This is a genomic window from Methylomonas lenta (assembly GCF_001644015.1).
Classification (GTDB): Bacteria; Pseudomonadota; Gammaproteobacteria; order Methylococcales; family Methylomonadaceae; genus Methylomonas; species Methylomonas lenta.
Genome location: NZ_LUUI01000137.1, coordinates 12,814 through 28,827, shown reverse-complemented (window position 1 = coordinate 28,827; position 16,014 = coordinate 12,814). Strand labels below are relative to the sequence as shown.

General features: G+C 45.9%; 15 protein-coding genes. 4 read left to right on the top strand and 11 right to left on the bottom strand.

What is annotated here, in order from left to right:
- The 3 genes from A1359_RS16620 to A1359_RS16610 all read left to right on the top strand — a co-directional run.
- Positions 1-447: TonB C-terminal domain-containing protein (locus A1359_RS16620; RefSeq protein ID WP_066985713.1), on the top strand; the 447-nt coding region annotated here is incomplete at its 5' end.
- Between the two features lie 19 nt (positions 448-466).
- Entirely contained in the window at positions 467-2,188 is a 1,722-nt protein-coding gene (locus A1359_RS16615) for a putative porin (RefSeq protein ID WP_066985708.1), read from the top strand.
- A gap of 174 nt (positions 2,189-2,362) precedes the next feature.
- Entirely contained in the window at positions 2,363-2,932 is a 570-nt protein-coding gene (locus A1359_RS16610; protein ID WP_157200586.1) for a hypothetical protein, read from the top strand.
- Between the two features lie 212 nt (positions 2,933-3,144).
- Here A1359_RS16610 and A1359_RS16605 read toward each other — a convergent pair whose 3' ends face one another.
- Positions 3,145-4,350: a cation:proton antiporter gene (locus tag A1359_RS16605; RefSeq protein WP_066985702.1), complete on the bottom strand. Its 1,206-nt coding sequence runs from the start codon at positions 4,348-4,350 to the stop codon at positions 3,145-3,147.
- Between the two features lie 157 nt (positions 4,351-4,507).
- Positions 4,508-4,948: a lysozyme inhibitor LprI family protein gene (locus A1359_RS16600; RefSeq protein ID WP_083960699.1), complete on the bottom strand. Its 441-nt coding sequence runs from the start codon at positions 4,946-4,948 to the stop codon at positions 4,508-4,510.
- Positions 4,949-5,102: 154 nt separating this feature from the next.
- Between A1359_RS16600 and A1359_RS16595 the strand changes: the two genes are divergently transcribed.
- Positions 5,103-5,570, top strand: coding sequence for a hypothetical protein (locus tag A1359_RS16595; protein ID WP_066985699.1), 468 nt, complete (start codon positions 5,103-5,105; stop codon positions 5,568-5,570).
- 56 nt (positions 5,571-5,626) lie between these two features.
- Here the strand turns inward: A1359_RS16595 and A1359_RS16590 are convergent, their stop codons facing one another.
- The 9 genes from A1359_RS16590 to accD all read right to left on the bottom strand — a co-directional run bounded on the left by A1359_RS16590 (position 5,627) and on the right by accD (position 16,003).
- On the bottom strand, positions 5,627-7,267 hold the full coding sequence (locus A1359_RS16590) for a SulP family inorganic anion transporter (protein ID WP_066985697.1): 1,641 nt from the start codon (positions 7,265-7,267) through the stop codon (positions 5,627-5,629).
- Between the two features lie 92 nt (positions 7,268-7,359).
- Complete coding sequence (locus A1359_RS16585; protein WP_066985694.1) at positions 7,360-7,938, bottom strand: YqaA family protein; 579 nt, start codon at positions 7,936-7,938, stop codon at positions 7,360-7,362.
- A 190-nt stretch (positions 7,939-8,128) separates the two neighbouring features.
- Complete coding sequence (locus A1359_RS16580) at positions 8,129-9,778, bottom strand: putative bifunctional diguanylate cyclase/phosphodiesterase (protein WP_066985692.1); 1,650 nt, start codon at positions 9,776-9,778, stop codon at positions 8,129-8,131.
- Between the two features lie 10 nt (positions 9,779-9,788).
- A complete protein-coding gene (locus A1359_RS16575; protein WP_066985689.1) occupies positions 9,789-10,970 on the bottom strand; it encodes an O-succinylhomoserine sulfhydrylase in 1,182 nt (393 codons plus the stop codon).
- An 11-nt stretch (positions 10,971-10,981) separates the two neighbouring features.
- Positions 10,982-12,481, bottom strand: a complete 1,500-nt coding sequence (gene purF, locus A1359_RS16570; RefSeq protein ID WP_066985686.1) for an amidophosphoribosyltransferase — start codon at positions 12,479-12,481, stop codon at positions 10,982-10,984.
- Between the two features lie 15 nt (positions 12,482-12,496).
- Positions 12,497-13,054, bottom strand: a complete 558-nt coding sequence (locus A1359_RS16565) for a CvpA family protein (protein ID WP_232322332.1) — start codon at positions 13,052-13,054, stop codon at positions 12,497-12,499.
- Positions 13,047-13,799, bottom strand: a complete 753-nt coding sequence (locus A1359_RS16560; RefSeq protein WP_066985683.1) for an SPOR domain-containing protein — start codon at positions 13,797-13,799, stop codon at positions 13,047-13,049. Before A1359_RS16560 ends, A1359_RS16565 begins: the two co-directional genes overlap by 8 nt.
- Positions 13,800-13,810: 11 nt before the next feature.
- On the bottom strand, positions 13,811-15,076 hold the full coding sequence (gene folC, locus A1359_RS16555) for a bifunctional tetrahydrofolate synthase/dihydrofolate synthase (RefSeq protein WP_066985680.1): 1,266 nt from the start codon (positions 15,074-15,076) through the stop codon (positions 13,811-13,813).
- A 6-nt stretch (positions 15,077-15,082) separates the two neighbouring features.
- Positions 15,083-16,003, bottom strand: coding sequence for an acetyl-CoA carboxylase, carboxyltransferase subunit beta (accD, locus tag A1359_RS16550; RefSeq protein ID WP_066985678.1), 921 nt, complete (start codon positions 16,001-16,003; stop codon positions 15,083-15,085).
- Positions 16,004-16,014 lie beyond the last annotated feature (11 nt).

Sequence of the window (16,014 nt, the reverse complement as noted above, 5' to 3'; positions counted from 1 at the left end):
GAGCCGGAGATAGAAAAGATTGAAGAACCGGAGCCAGAGCCCGAACCACTGCCAGATACCCCGGATGAGGCACCCGCTAGAGATTTAGGTCTTGATGCGGAAGGATCCGCTGGTAGTGATGGTTTCGGTTTGGTTGCGCGTAAAGGTGGTACCGGCTTATTCGGTGGTGGAAATCCGTATGCTTGGTATGGCGGCATCGTTAAAAATCAGCTGGTCAATTTGTTGAGCGGTCGCGATGAACTGCGCCGTAAAGGTTATACGGCCATTGTCAAAATTTGGTTGAAATCGGATGGTTCTGTTGAACGGATTGAGTTACACAGAGGCAGTAACGACGCTGAAATTGACGATATTTTAACGCGCACCTTAAATAAATTAACTCGGGTAGCAGAAGTACCGCCACCAGGCATGCAGCAACCCATCAAATTAAAGATTACTTCACGCATTTAATCATCGAACAGGTAAACAAATGGCGAATAAAACACAGCTGATAGCGTTGCTGCTATCCGGGCTGATCGGCACAGTACAGGCCGGTGAAAAGGAAGAATTACTCAAGCTGCGTAATACCACCACTAATTTGATCAAGCAATTGGTCAAACAAGGTGTTATTACTGATCAAGCTGCCAATGAGATGATCAAACAGGCCGAGGTCGAAGCCGTGCAACAAGTTGCTGAAGCCAAAGCAACTGCCAGCGTTAAAGACGCGGTGCCTGCAGATGAAGTAAGAGTTGCCTACGTGCCTGATTTTGTGAAAGATGAAATTCGGCAGCAAGTGCGAACAGATTTGCGTGAAGAAGTCGTTGGTGACGTGATGGCAAAAGCCAAGAACGAGCAATGGGGTTTGCCGAATGCATTACCTGAGTGGACCAAGCGATTCAAGTTGTCGGGCGATATGAGATTGCGCTCTCAGAGCGACCTTATGGCCTCGGATAATATTCAAAATAATATTTCACAGCCATTTTATTTCGACGCCATGGCGGTGAATGCTGCTGGCGGTGTTACTAATGCAGGTCAAAATGCTTTAATTAATACGACAGAAAATGAACAATTGTTTCGTCAGCGGTTACGCCTGGGTCTAGATGTGGATATTACCGATGGCTTAAAGGCTGGGGTGCGCTTGGCAACGGGTAATCAACGTGACCCAGTGTCCACCAATCAAACTATGGGTAATTACAATCAAAAATATGAATTTAACGTTGATAGGGCTTATTTACAGTATCAACTGGTTGATGACCGTAAATTCAAATGGCTAAATCTGATGGGGGGGCGCATTAAAAACCCTTGGTATACCGGAGGTGGCGAATTCACTGGTGGCAGCGAGCTGGTATGGGATACGGATTTATCATTTGAGGGTTTTGCAGGTACTTATAGCTATAACTTGCAGGATACTGATGGCTTGGCAATTGCGGGTGCAGCGCCGAGATCGTTATTTATGACGGCTGGGGCTTTCCCACTACAAGAGTCGTTCCGTACGGATGATAAATGGTTATTCGGTGGTCAGGCTGGCGTGGATTGGGGCTTTGACAACCAAAATACATTAAAAGCTGCGGTTGCATACTACGATTATGTCCACGTAGAAGCGAATCAAAACCGAGCTGCAAACGGTGTAGGAACGTGTGACTTAAATAGTTTTGCGAATACTGCATCCATGCCTGAGTATATTCAAGGGGGCAACACTCTAGCCCCAATTTGTCGAGAGGGTACACAATCTAATCCAGGTCAGTATGCAGGAATGGTGGGGCTTGCTTCTGATTACAACATAATTAATGCAAATTTATCCTATGAAATGGCTAATTTTGCGCCACACCATTTAAGGTTTAGTGGTGATTATGCTAAAAACGTGGGTTATGATGAAAATGGTATCAGTCAGTTGCTAAGTGGGGCTGTAGTCGCTCCGGAAACAGATGCCTGGCAGGTGCGTGTAGATTATGGTTGGCCAGTTGTCGAGCGTCCTGGTCACTGGAGTGTTTTCGCCGCTTACAAATATGTAGAACGCGACGCAGTATTGGATGCCTTTACGGATTCAGATTTTCATCTTGGCGGCACAAATGCAAAAGGTTGGTTTATTGGTGGCAACTACGGTTTGATGAAAAATGTCTGGCTTACCGGGCGTTGGCTCACTGCAGATGTCATCACTGGACCTACTTATGGTGTTGACGTGCTGCAACTCGACTTGAATACCAAATTCTAAGGGGGTCGTATGTTTCTTAGGGTGGTTGAAAATGTCAATTTGGGCGCTAATTCGCTACAAGATCTGCAGCCTTGCGATGTGGTGAAGCACAAAGTTAGGCTGATTAACCAATGGACTGGGTGTACAAGGATTAGCTCATGGCGATGCTTTATATTTATCTTTGCCCTATTTGTTGTGTCGAATGAGGTAATTGCAGCGCCACGCGATGCTAGTCAGAATAATGGTGCCATTTTAAAATTACAATCTATGGTTAAAAGTCTCACCACTGAGCGGGAGAAATTAGTAAGCGAAAACGTAAAATTGGTGGCGGAGTTGGATAAGTTGAAAACCGAACATTCGCAAGCTGTAATAGATAAAGAACAATTGAGCTCTGAATTGTCTGCTGAAAAGACAAGTGGGGGGGCGGTGCGTGGTCGTTTAGACGAAACGCATGCCAAGCTTCTTGAAGTCATCGAAAAATACAAAAAACTCGATCAGGATAAAAGCGAACTCAGTAATTCGTTTGCCCAATTGAAAGCTAGCCAAGAAGCTACGGAACAGCAGTTGCAGACTTGTGATCAGCACAATGTGAAACTATATCAATCGGCGCAAGAGCTTTTAGAAAAGTATCAAAATAAAGGCACTTTTTCAGCTATGCTGCAAGACGAACCTATTTTGCAATTTCAGAGTGTGGAAATGGAAAACATTATCCAGGAATATGAAGATAAACTGCGTGAAGGGCAATACACTAAAAAAGTGAATTGATTTTTACAATGTAGTCGATAGGGCAAAGAGCAGTCGGGTACGTTTTTTGTGTTGAACGATGCTTATTGTCGGTAAGCAGGCTGCAGGAGCGAAATCAAGAGCATAGCTCGATTTCGCTCACATCAGGGCTTGTGGCCGTGCCAAAACGATGGGTTGATGCACCCCTTTTTACACCTTGAAAATGAAAAACATTCGGCCAAATTCGGCGGTATTCAGTTTGTTGTATCGTCTGATGGTTCTATTGAGATTTTTTGTTTAGCCTCTTCAATAAATCGATGTGCCAGAATCGGGAACAATAAAACCGAGATCATCCCGGTACATACCAATACTGCACCGCGATCCGCTGACATCAAGCCTGAGGAAACACCGATTTCCGAAATAATCACTATCAACGGCAGGCCGGTTGCGGAATAAAAGGCAAAGGGTATTTTTTCTTCAGCCGAAAGTAATTTGTTGTAAAGCAGGACCGGTACTCCGCGAACTAATAAAAGCAAGCCTAATAAACAGATGATTTGTACCGGCACCAAAGGGCTGGCCCATAATGCACTGATGTCAAACCGAACGCCAGCCACAATAAAAAACATTGGGATTAAAAAACCATAACCGATAGCATCGAGCTTTTGTCTTAGTACCTCCCCACCTTCACCTCGCATGGAGAGATTGACCACTAAACCAGCGGCAAATGCACCGATTACGATATTAATGCCGAAGGTTGCCGCCAAGGCCACTAACATGGCTTGAACCGCGATGCAGATACGCACGGGAAACTGACCGCCTTTCTTCATGGTTTGAGAAATCAGATCCATCCAGCGGGATGAGCGCACACGGATTGCCATATCGACTAACAAAACAGTGGTGCACACAAATGCCAGCATCAATAAGGTATGCCACACCGAACTGTGTGTAGGGATTAACAAAAAGGAAATCACCATCAATGGACCGAATTCGCCCATGGCTGCTGCAGGCAATAATAATTTGCCAAAAGAGCTATTCAAGGTGCCGGCTTCTCGCAGAATAGGCGCTACTATGCCTAATGCGGTAGTCGATACAGCTACAGCAGCCAGTATGGGCGGTGCTGTGATTAAGCCAATGGAGTGAAAAATATACATAAACAGCATGGCTATAATAAACGATAGCAACCAGCCGCTGATGGCCAGATTTAATGGCTTGCCGTGTAGTTCGTCCAGATCAATTTCCAATCCCACCATGAATAATAGGTATGTCAGTCCTAATTCGCCTAATAACACTACCAGACCATCGGTAGAAACCAAATTAAAGATATGCGGACCGATCAGCATGCCCAGCAAAATTTCGGCTACCAGCACTGGCATGCGAAAACTTTTAGGTATTTGTGTCAGCAAGGGCGCCAGAGCAGCTGCTAAGGCAATGAAAAATAGTTCGCTGTGCAATGAATGCATGGCAGCCTCCTTGTTATTGTTTGACGAGCTGCGCCAGTTGGCGGGTATTGGGTAGCTTAACGAGTATCCGGTTTATGATTGTTTGATCAGTCTATGTGTTGGATTTTTTACTGTCAAACTTCTTCTTCTTCTTCTGAGTTGGTGAGGACATAGCGAATTATTGCTTAATGGGGTAAGAGCCAGAGCAGATATCACCTTCCTCGATACCTTCCAGCCAAATCTTTAGTTGTCGGCTACGTTCGCGGGTTAGTAAGGCGAGTTGATTGGCCCAGCAACCAGCAAAACTGCTGCCGTAATATCCTGGTTGATCTTTTTCCGGGAATATAGCTTCCATTTCGGCATCTCGCCATTTCAGCCAGGCCCGCTGTGAGTTTTTGAGTTTTTCGATGAATTTTTTGTTGTTCTGGTGCTGCTTAAGTACGGCTTGATATATTTGATTGAGCTCTTTGTCAGCTAACGATTGTTCATCGTTGTCACAAAGATTAATTTCAAGTTGCGTATTGGCCTTTTCAAGGCAGTTGTCTATGCTGTCTGCAGCGTTTGCAGATGCTATGGAAACTAACAGAACAGTGAATAGAGCAGATGATTTTGCTTGCATAGGATTTAATTAATGTGAATTCAGATGTCTTTTGTAACAGCAAAAAGCTAACGCCGTCGAGTAAAAAGTCAGCCGTCAATAAGTGAGCTTTGCTGTTTCTTATTAGTATAGAATCTAGCTGCCAAACAAATTTAAACTTTGAAAAGGAACGGACATGGCTGACTTAGATGACATGACTACAGGGCAAATTCCATTGTTCAGGCCTAAACAATTGCCACGCAAAAAACAATTGTCCGCCCAGGGTTTAAAGGCGCAGCGCATTATCAAAAAGCACGCCGTCATAGTAGGCGGTATTGGTTTAATACCATTGGCTAGGTTGTCTGATCAAATGCTGATGGGTGGATTGTTGGTGAAATTGCTGAGGGATTTATGTCGGATATATGCAGTTTCATTTTCCGACCAGCAAACAAAAATACTGGTGGCTGCCATCCTGGGTGGTGCGCATTCAGGCTGGATTAGCCGCTATTTGATGAGATTTATCAAGGGTTATGCGCCTGTTTTGCATACTCCCGCAGTACTTTTGCTGCGGCCGGCGGTATCCGGAATGTTGGTTTACTATATCGGCAGACTGTTTTTGGTTCATTTGGAATCAGGCGTATGGCATGCAGAACCCAAAGAGTAATCATGCAATGGCTCAATCAGGATGGCAAAAAACAGTCTACACCATTGCTGCTTGTCTTATAGGTCGCGTTTATTTATGCGAGCTGCCAATGGGTGTTCGGCATACGCTTTGTGCTCACTGAGGCCATGAATTTCGCAACGGCCACCCTGTTCGATGTAATTGTCACGATAAGCTTCGATGAAATCCATCACTGTATGATCAATTAAGTAGATATCAGTCAAATCAAACAATACTGTTTTGCCTGTTTCCAAGGTGGCTAATTCGCTTTTTAAGGCAATAAAATTGGAAAAAATGGCTGAACCACTGATGGTGACTTGATAAGTGTCTTTTGCTTGCTGATGCAGGTGATAGGAGATACACAGCATGTTTTTCAGCGACACGCCACGAAAAAGGTGAATCAGCAATTTTGCCAAAATGCCCAGCATGACACCAACGAGTAAGTTGCTAGCCAGAATACTGATGATCGTGATAACAAAGATCAATAACTGTTCCTTGCCTAAATCCAGGGTTTTGGCGAAAGATTGCGGAGAGGCCAGGCGGAAACCGGTATACACCAATAAGGTAGCCAGTGAAGCCAGCGGAATACTGTTGATAATCTGCGGAAACAAAATCACAAATAACAATAGAAAGCCGCCGTGGAAGAAGTTAGCCCAGCCAGTACGTGCGCCGTATTCAATGTTTGCGGAGCTACGGACGATCTCGGCTATCATAGGCAAGCCACCGATCATGCCGGCCAGGGTGTTGCCGATACCGATAGCCTGTAGATCCCGATTTAAATCGGAATAGCGCTTTTCCGGGTCCAGCTTATCGACTGCGGCGCTGCTGAGCAGGGTTTCCAGGCTGCCGACCAGGCCGATTGCAATAACACTCTCCCAAAATGCCAAACTGGCAACTTTAGAAAAATCGGGGAAGACAATACTGGCTAACAGGCTGTCGGGTATCGATACTAAAAACGGGCCATTAATATTGATGGTTTCTGGCAGATTGAACAAGGCATCAGGCTGAAAATGGCTTAAATCACACCAGTAGCCCATGCCTATACCGGAAATAATCACCAGTAGTGGAGCTGGAATTCTTTTGAGTAAAGGATGTTGCAGTTTTGGCCATTCGATCAGAATACACAAAGCCAATAAAGCAATCAGGCCAATTCTGGGGGTAAAAAAAGCTTGAACTTGCGGCAGTTGCAGAATGTTGACTAGCATATTGCTGCTACTTTCAACATGCAATCCCATCATCACTGGCAATTGTTTAGTCATGATAATAATGCCAATCGCTGCCAGCATGCCATGAACCACCGAGGCCGGAAAAAATGCCGCTAACCGCCCAGCCTTGTAATGGCCTAAGAGTATTTGCAATAAGCCGGAAACCACAATTGCAGCCAGCGTATAACGATAGCCTGACAGCATATCACCCTGACCTAAATTCTGAACTGAGGCAAATATCACTACAATCAAGCCGGCTGCAGGACCGGTAATGGTGAGGGTAGAGCCATTAATGCGTGACACCAGTAAACCGCCAATAATGGCACTGATGATGCCGGCCATGGGCGGAAACCCGGAGGCAACCGCAACTCCCAGCGACAAAGGTAATGCGATCAGAAAAACCAGAAAACCGGCCAGCATGTCTGAACGCCAGGACGAGTTGAAATGGTTAGGGCAGGGTGTAGAAATAGAATTTGGTCGAGCAGAATTTAGCATCAGATTTCCTTGGCTTTTTCGCTAGCAGTCGTCATGAGTTTGATCATAAGCGGCGATGATACGCCTTAATACCCTGTTAAGGGGTAATGGTATTAGTGCATGAAATGGTAAATCAGGCCACCGGCTACGATAATGGCGACTAATCCCCAGCCCAAACGATCCATGTATTCGCGTAGTTTTGACTCCAGACGTTCGCCACCAGCAGCAATCAACATGGCTACCAGAAAAAAACGTCCGCCACGACCGATGACTGATGCCAGTACAAACGGCAACAAAGTCATGTTTAGTGTGCCAGCCGCAATGGTAAATACTTTGTAGGGAATGGGGGAAAACCCGGCGACAAAAACAGCCCAGAACCCCCATTCGTTGAACCAGGCGTTGGCTTGTTGGTAAGCATCCCAGTAATGTGAGTTTTTTAACCAAGGCTCCAGGCTGTCAAACAGGAAAAAGCCGATGGCATAACCAAACATACCGCCCAACACTGAGGCTAGTGTGGTCCAGAGTGCAAAGCGGAAAGCTTTGGTGGGTTGCGCCAATGCCATAGGAGCCAGCATCACATCGGGTGGTACTGGAAAAAACGACGATTCGGCAAAACTCAAGGCAACAAGAAATTTTACCGCATGACGGTGTTTGGACCAGAGTATGACGCGGTCATAGAGTTTTTGAAACATTGAGTTATTCGCCTGTTAAATATTGAGTGGTTTTAGTGTCAGGGGGTTAGCGCCGTAACCCTAATTATTATAAAGCTGGATGTTGTATCGGTAGAATATTCGTGCAGAGAATTTCGGCAGGTGAAATCGTCCGGCTTTTTTTTTTGTGAAACGGATGGTTTTTTAGGCTGCAGATAAAACAGTTAATCCCTCAACTAGGATCAGGATTTTGCCTGTTTGCTGCCGCATGATTTTGCATCCAAAGATTAAATGCATCGATAGAGATCGGTTTACTGAAAAAATAGCCTTGGGCAATATCGCAGTCATAGCTATTTAATAAATCAAAAATCTGTTTACTTTCAACGCCTTCTGCAGTCACTTTTAGCCCCAGATTGTGCGCCAGGTTGATAGTGGCTTTGACGATAACAGCGTCGTTCTCACTTTGCAGAACGTCACTGACAAAAGATTTATCGATTTTAAGTTCAGTCAAGGGCATTTTTTTCAGATACGCCAATGAGGAATAACCGGTGCCAAAGTCATCGATAGATAACTGGTAACCCATCTCATGTAATCGCTGAATAATATCCAGACTTCTTTCTGGGTCTGTCATGATAGAGCTTTCAGTGATTTCCAACATCATCCAGCCGGGGTTGATGCCGGTTGATGCTGCAATACCGGCAATAATATCGGGCAGTTCGGGGTCGTGTAAGTCTCTGGTGGACAAATTGACTGAGACGATTAATGACAAACCCTGGTTGTGCCAATCGGCACATTGCCTAAAGGTTTTTTTCAGTGCCCATAAGGTCAAATGCTTGATCACCCGGGTTCTTTCCGCCATCGGAATGAATTCATCCGGGGAAATAAAACCATGCCGGGGATGATGCCAGCGCACAAGGGCTTCTGCACCATATAATTGGCCGGATTTGAGCGAAATCTTGGGTTGATAGTAAAGATGTAACTGCTCTCTTTCGATGGCTTGGCGTAATTCACTCATTAATGTTAAACGCCTAGGGCTATGATCATCGAAGGAGGGTGTATATACCTCATAGCCTTCGTGAGATTTTGCCGCCATAAACAAGGCCACCCCGGCTTTTTGCACCAACGTATCCACATCTTCACCGTGCTCGGGAAAATTTACTATCCCGATATTGTTGTGTATAGCAAGATTTAAGCGTTCGACTTTAAAGGATGGGTCTAGTGCCAATTGCACATTTTTGGCCAGAAGTAGGCCAGCATTTTCTTTATCGGTAGCCGGCACTAATAAACTGAAAATATTGCCGTCAATGCGCGCTACACTGTCAGTGCCTAGAACCACATTCTGCAAACGGGTGGCGATTTGCTTCAGGATCAAGTCGCTGCTATTGCGTCCCAGCGTGTCATATACCTCTTTGAAATTGGCAAACTCCACTAGCAAAATCGACAGCATTTTGTTTTGATTATTGGCTGACAGGATGGCTTGTTCAACACGATCATAAAACAAAGCCCGATTGGGTAAATCGGTGGCAATGTCATGGGTGGCGGAATAATTGGCCTGTTTCTCCATTATCTCAGCCCTTGAGCGTAATTCCTGGGTTTGATCAAAAACCATCGCGCCGGCCTGATAAGCGATGATGGAACTGGAATATTGCCCCCAAAAACCGAATATAAACGGTATGCTATCCAACATCCATAAGCCGTAATTTTCTGATTGCGCTTTTGCCAAGCCTTCCAGGGAAATGCCGCTAGTCTGATAAAAGCAGACGCCCAAGGTAGCGACAATGATGCTGGCCATAGCAATGGCTACCCCCTGATAAGCGGTTTTTGAAACCTGACTTTTCAGTACCTTTACATTATCGGAAAGCAAGTTTTTGGCAAATTCCATCCTTCCACCCCTACAAACCTCGCAATAAATCAGTCTTGATGTCTTCTATATTTTCCAGGCCAACGGATATTCTGACCAGATTATCATTGATGCCGGCTTCCGCGCGGGCTTCTGCACTTAAGCGACCATGCGTGGTCGTTGCAGGGTGGGTGATGCTGGTTTTAACATCACCTAAATTAGCCGTAATCGACAGCATACGGGTTGCATCAATTAAGCGCCAGGCTTGATCTTTGCCACCTTTTAATTCAAAACTAACTACCGCACCAAAATGGCTTTGTTGGCGTTTGGCCAGTTCGTGCTGGGCATGGGATGCTAAGCCGGGATAATGTACTTTTGCTACCGCAGGCTGTTTTTCCAACCATTTGGCTAATTCAAACGCGCTGTCGCAATGAGCTTGCATCCGCAAAGCCAGGGTTTCCAGGCCGGACAAAAATGCCCAAGCGTTAAAGGGACTCATGCAGGCGCCACCTGTACGTAAATATGGATAAATCTGTTTGTCGATCAATTCTTCGCTGCCGACCACTGCACCGCCGACACAACGGCCATGACCGTCGATAAATTTAGTTGCCGAATGTACCACTAAATCCGCGCCCAAAAGCAGCGGTTTTTGCAGTATCGGTGTGCAGAAACAGTTGTCAACTATCAGCAAACAGTCGTGACGATGAGCAATATCGGCTAATGCTTGAATGTCGGCAATCTCGATCATTGGATTGGAAGGTGTTTCCAAAAACAAAAATCGCGTGTTGGGCTTGATTGCCGCCTCCCAGGCAGCGGGGTCGGTGAGACTGACAAAATCGGTGCTGACGCCGAATTTGCCAAAATAATTTTGAAACGTCAGCACAGTATTGCCAAACACGCTACGTGAACAAACCACATGGTCGCCGGACTTTAACAAAGCCATGCCGACTGCCATGATGGCAGCCATGCCGGATGAAAACGCCAGGCAACTCTCGCCTTGTTCCAGCAGAGCCAGGCGTGTTTGAAAAGCACTCACGGTAGGATTGGTGAAGCGTGAATAGACATTGCCGGGTTGTTTGCCGGTGAAGCGCAAGGCAGCCTGTTCTGCCGATTCGAAGACATAACTTGAGGTAGCAAAGATGGGGATACTATTTTCATCTTCGTGGCTACGTTGGTATCCAGCTCGAATAGCTTGGGTTTCTGCGGCGTAATCCTGCCAGTCAAAATCGGTCATCGTGATTCCTGCTATTTATGCGCAGTTTTATGCGCGGCATTTCTTTGTTCTTGAGCGCCATCATTGCGTAAGGCCTCGATGCGGGCTAAATACTCATCATCAATATCACCTGTGATGTATTCATGACTGAAACACGAGGTGTCGAATTGTTTGATATTCGGATTTCCTTTGCCTACGGCATCGATCAAATCATCCAGGTCCTGATAAATCAACTTGTCGGCACCGATGGCTTTACAGACTTCCAGTTCGGTGCGGCCATGGGCTATTAACTCATGCGCGGCCGGCATGTCTATGCCGTAAACATTGGGATAACGGACTGGAGGCGCTGCAGAGGCGAAATATACTTTTTTAGCGCCAGCATCACGCGCCATTTGGATAATCTGTTCCGAAGTCGTTCCACGTACCACCGAGTCATCCACCAGTAATACATTTTTGCCACAAAATTCCAATGAAATAGCATTCAGTTTTTGTTTGACCGATTTTTTACGCATGGTCTGACCTGGCATGATGAATGTTCGGCCGATATAGCGATTTTTCATGAAACCTTCGCGAAACTTGACCCCTAATTCATGGGCAATCTGTAATGCGGACGTTCTGCTGGTATCCGGGATAGGGATTACCACGTCGATATCGTTATTAGACCAGTCTTTCTGAATCTTTTTCGCCAGTTTTTTCCCCATTCGCATTCTGGCTTTGTAAACCGAAATGTTATCGATGATAGAGTCCGGTCTGGCAAAATAAACGTATTCAAAAATACACGGGCAATGATTGGTTTTTTCTGCGCATTGTTTGGTGTGCAATTTGCCTGACGCTTCAATAAATACAGCTTCACCAGGGGCAATATCCCGCATTAATCTAAAATCCAGTACATCCAGAGCTACACTTTCCGAGGCTATCATAAAGTCTTTGCTGCCGTCTTCATTTTTTCGTTCGCCAAATACAATCGGCCGAATACCATGAGGATCACGAAAACCCAGAATACCGAAGCCGGCGATCATAATCACTACTGCGTAGGCTCCTCGACAACGTTTATGTACAGCACCAACGGCTTTAAATACATCCTCGATAGTCAAGGTTAGTTTGCCGGCCTGTTGCAATTCGTGCGCAAACACATTCAGTAATACTTCTGAGTCTGAATCGGTATTGATGTGTCGTTGATCATCGACAAATACCTGAATTTTCAACTCTTCGGTATTGGTTAGATTGCCATTGTGCGCCAAGGCCAAACCAAATGGCGAGTTGACATAAAACGGTTGCGCTTCCTCTAAACTGGTACAGCCTGCAGTAGGGTATCTGACATGCGCAATACCCATGTTACCTTGCAGTTTCAACATTTCCCGGCTAGAAAATACGTCACGTGTCAGACCGTTATCTTTGAGTAAATGCAGGCGTGACCCCTCGCAGGTTGCAATGCCTGCGGCGTCCTGCCCCCTATGTTGCAATACCGTCAAGGCATCGTATAAATCCTGGTTGACATTTTGATTGGAAACAATCGCGGCAATACCACACATAACAAACCTAAATAGCTAACGAAAATGGATGTAGCCCGTCAAATCCGACGGGATGTGATCTTTCAGCCAGATGGCGAGAGATTGAAAGGGTGGAATCAATAATGATTGTTTCCACCAGGGATCTTCCGGTAATGGGGTGATGCCAGCCAGCATCACCAGTAACGCCACTAATACGGCGCCTCTAATAACGCCAAACAGCATGCCCAACAAGCGGTCGGTACCGGTTAAGCCGGTTTTTTCAATCAGTTGGTTCAATATAAAACTGATTAAGCTGCCCAGTAACAGAGTCATGAAAAACAAAATTGCGAAAGCAACAGCGATACGGGCCGATGGGTAGCTAATGCTGTCTTGCAGCAAAATCGCAAAATCTCGGCAGTAGTGCATACCGACGCCAATAGCAACTATCCATATCAGTAAGGCAAAAGCTTCTTTGATAAAACCTCTAAACAAGCCTATCAGAGCAGACACCATCACTAGACAGGCAATGGAATAATCTATCCATATCATTTTATCTAAAGCCAATGCATCCCACATGCTCCAGTTCAGTGCGAGGGGGTTAAGGTTTTTACTCATCACCTGTCACAAAACTATTCACATTAATTTGCGACAGTTTGGATTTCACCGACTGAGCAGTGGCTTTGTTCATCATGGGGCCGACTCTGACTTTATAAGCCTTGCCTTTTTCGCCGGTAATTTCTTTGATGGAAACGGCAAAACCTTTTTCCTTCAAACTGTCATGTAATCCGACTGCATTGGCTTGTTGACTGAAAGTGCCAACGTTTAAGTACAATCGGGTCTCGGCATTTTTTGCGGCTAATTCAGGTTTACTGGCTGGCTCACTAACCACGGGTTTGCTGGTTTTTGCTGCGCTTTCAACCTTGGCGGCAGGCTGTACTATTGGCTTAGCTGCTACAACGGGTTGGGGTTTTACTGGAATGGGTTCGGCGGCAGGCACATCTTCTTCAGCTTCAACCCACTTGGCTGCTGGCGGAGTGATTGTGGTTTCCTTTGCAGTTATTTGGAGATTTTTTGCTGGAGGCGCTTCCATAGCGGCTTCGTCATCCCCTTCATCAAATGTATTATCGGTGGGTGCCGCAGGTTGTTGTTCCGGGGTTAGTGTGCCGACATCTTCTACCTTTTCCGGTAAAGGCATGATTTCAACATCCTGCGCCTTGCTGGGTAAGGCCGGCATTTTCAATTCGCTGATGTTTTTGCCGGATTCATCGATCGGATCGTCGAAAAGCATGGGAATGAAAATAGTCGCTAAGGCAGTTATCACTGCTGCACCGATTAATCGCTGTTTTAATTCTTGATCCATGTGTATCACCTCTATGCAAATTGAGATAAATATTCAGACACTAAAAAAAAGGAACCGAAAATTAAAATCATCTCGCCGGGCAATGCCTTGCAGCGGGCGTCATTAAAAGCTGCGGCAAAATCGGCATAATCACGATTCACATTTTTTATGTCTAGTTGCTGAAAATAACTAATTAATAATTCTTCTGGAGCAGCGCGTGGGTTTGTTAGCGGCGCTAAATACCATTGCGCCACGCAGTCTTGCATCTTCGCCAACACTCCGGGTATATCCTTGTCTTTCATCATGGCAAAAACCGCATGAATTTTCACCGTGGGAAAATATGTCTGTAAATAATCTACCAAAGTCTCTGCTGCCTGTGGATTATGACCCACATCCAGCAAAATAGGCTTAACTCCGGTAATTAACTGAAAACGGCCCTGTAATTTTGCTTGTTGCAAGCCCTGATGTATGGCCCACTCATCAACCGGCAAAACCTTCTGCAAGCTCATGACAGCCATCAGCACGGCTGATGCATTACGATACTGATGCTCGCCTTTCAATACCGGATCAGGCAGTGCGGAGAGTTTTAGTTGATCAGCAGTCCAATTCCAGCCATGGGCCTGTTTTTCATAAACAAAGGCATCACCGATTTGCAACACATTGGCTTGTAGGGCTGCAGCTGTTTCTAGTAAAGAAGCGGGGGGCTGGGTGTCACCAATAATTGCCGGAATAGCTTTGCGAAAAATCCCAGCCTTTTCGCGACCAATGGCTTCTTTGGTATGACCTAGCCAGTCCACGTGATCAATGGCGATGGTGCTGACTATGGCGGCATCTGGATTGACGATATTTACCGCATCCAGACGACCGCCTAATCCCACTTCTAAAATTCTGATATCAACCTGTTCCTGGCTGAAAATTTCTAATGCTGCCAGTGTCGCAAATTCGAAATAACTTAAGCTGGTTTCATTTCGCACAGTATCTATATGCGCAAAAGCGGCGCAAATGGCAGCATCCGAAACCGGTTGTCCGTTAATCCGAATCCGTTCGTTATAATGCAAAATATGCGGTGAAGTATAAGCGCCGACTTTATAGCCCTGAGCCAGGTAAATGGACTCTAGATAGGCAACACAAGAGCCCTTGCCATTGGTACCAGCCACCGTAATAGTCGGAATTTTTGTTGGCTTGAGATCTAGCTGGCAAAAAACCTCTGCCACGCGCTCCAAACCCAAGTCTATTGGCCGGGGGTGAAATTGCTCTTGCCAGGTCAGCCAGTTAGCTAACGATTCAAAACGCGCCATCGCAGATTAAATTATCAGAGGTTCGCTTTCGTCGTCTGGTATGTGCGATTCAGCCATGTGTGGGATGCTAAGTACATGGGGATAAAGAATGGAAAGAATATTGGCTATTTTATCGCGCATTTCCCGCCGATCGACAATCATGTCGATCGCGCCATGCTCCTGCAGGAATTCACTTCGTTGAAAGCCTTCAGGTAATTTTTCCCGTACGGTTTGCTCGATAACCCGCGGGCCGGCAAAGCCGATCAAGGCATCGGGTTCGGCCACATTAATATCACCCAGCATGGCCAAGCTGGCGGAAACGCCACCCATGGTAGGGTCGGTCATAAAGGAAATATAGGGAATGCCGGCAGCGGCCAGGCGGGTTAAGGCCGCACTGGTTTTGGTCATTTGAAACAACGAAAACAAAGATTCCTGCATTCTGGCGCCACCGCTGGCAGTAAATACGATGAAGGGGACGCGCGATTGCAGACTTTCGTTGACGCCGCGGACAAAACGTTCGCCTACGACAGAACCCATCGAGCCACCCATAAAGGTAAAATCAAACGCAGCCGCCACAATGCCACGGCCTTTTAGATTGCCTTTCATTACAACCAGGGCATCGTTTTCGTTACTTTGTTTTTGCGCCTGACTAATTCTGTCTTTGTAGCGTTTACTGTCTTTGAACTTCAAAGGGTCGCTGGGTTTTAAATTTGCGCCTATCTCTAATCGGTCGCCCTGATCCAGAAACAAATCCAGCCGGGTGCGGGCATTGATACGTAAATGGTGATCGCATTTTGGGCAAACGTTAAAGTTTTTCACCAATTCGGCATTGAATAATATCGCATCACACCGGGGGCATTTATTCCACAAACCTTCAGGCACAGTGGTCTTTTTTTCCGCAGTATCTGTTCTGATGACGGAAGGTACTAATTTTTCAAACCAACTCATTTGCTATCTAC

Excerpts from the sequence above, each read along its gene's own strand:
- A1359_RS16615 (WP_066985708.1), top strand. The coding sequence starts at position 467 with ATGGCGAATAAAACACAGCTGATAGCGTTGCTGCTATCCGGGCTGATC.
- A1359_RS16605 (WP_066985702.1), bottom strand. The coding sequence starts at position 4,350 with ATGCATTCATTGCACAGCGAACTATTTTTCATTGCCTTAGCAGCTGCT.
- A1359_RS16600 (WP_083960699.1), bottom strand. The coding sequence starts at position 4,948 with ATGCAAGCAAAATCATCTGCTCTATTCACTGTTCTGTTAGTTTCCATA.
- A1359_RS16595 (WP_066985699.1), top strand. The coding sequence starts at position 5,103 with ATGGCTGACTTAGATGACATGACTACAGGGCAAATTCCATTGTTCAGG.
- A1359_RS16590 (WP_066985697.1), bottom strand. The coding sequence starts at position 7,267 with ATGCTAAATTCTGCTCGACCAAATTCTATTTCTACACCCTGCCCTAAC.
- A1359_RS16585 (WP_066985694.1), bottom strand. The coding sequence starts at position 7,938 with ATGTTTCAAAAACTCTATGACCGCGTCATACTCTGGTCCAAACACCGT.
- A1359_RS16580 (WP_066985692.1), bottom strand. The coding sequence starts at position 9,778 with ATGGAATTTGCCAAAAACTTGCTTTCCGATAATGTAAAGGTACTGAAA.
- A1359_RS16575 (WP_066985689.1), bottom strand. The coding sequence starts at position 10,970 with ATGACCGATTTTGACTGGCAGGATTACGCCGCAGAAACCCAAGCTATT.
- purF (WP_066985686.1), bottom strand. The coding sequence starts at position 12,481 with ATGTGTGGTATTGCCGCGATTGTTTCCAATCAAAATGTCAACCAGGAT.
- A1359_RS16565 (WP_232322332.1), bottom strand. The coding sequence starts at position 13,054 with ATGAGTAAAAACCTTAACCCCCTCGCACTGAACTGGAGCATGTGGGAT.
- A1359_RS16560 (WP_066985683.1), bottom strand. The coding sequence starts at position 13,799 with ATGGATCAAGAATTAAAACAGCGATTAATCGGTGCAGCAGTGATAACT.
- folC (WP_066985680.1), bottom strand. The coding sequence starts at position 15,076 with ATGGCGCGTTTTGAATCGTTAGCTAACTGGCTGACCTGGCAAGAGCAA.
- accD (WP_066985678.1), bottom strand. The coding sequence starts at position 16,003 with ATGAGTTGGTTTGAAAAATTAGTACCTTCCGTCATCAGAACAGATACT.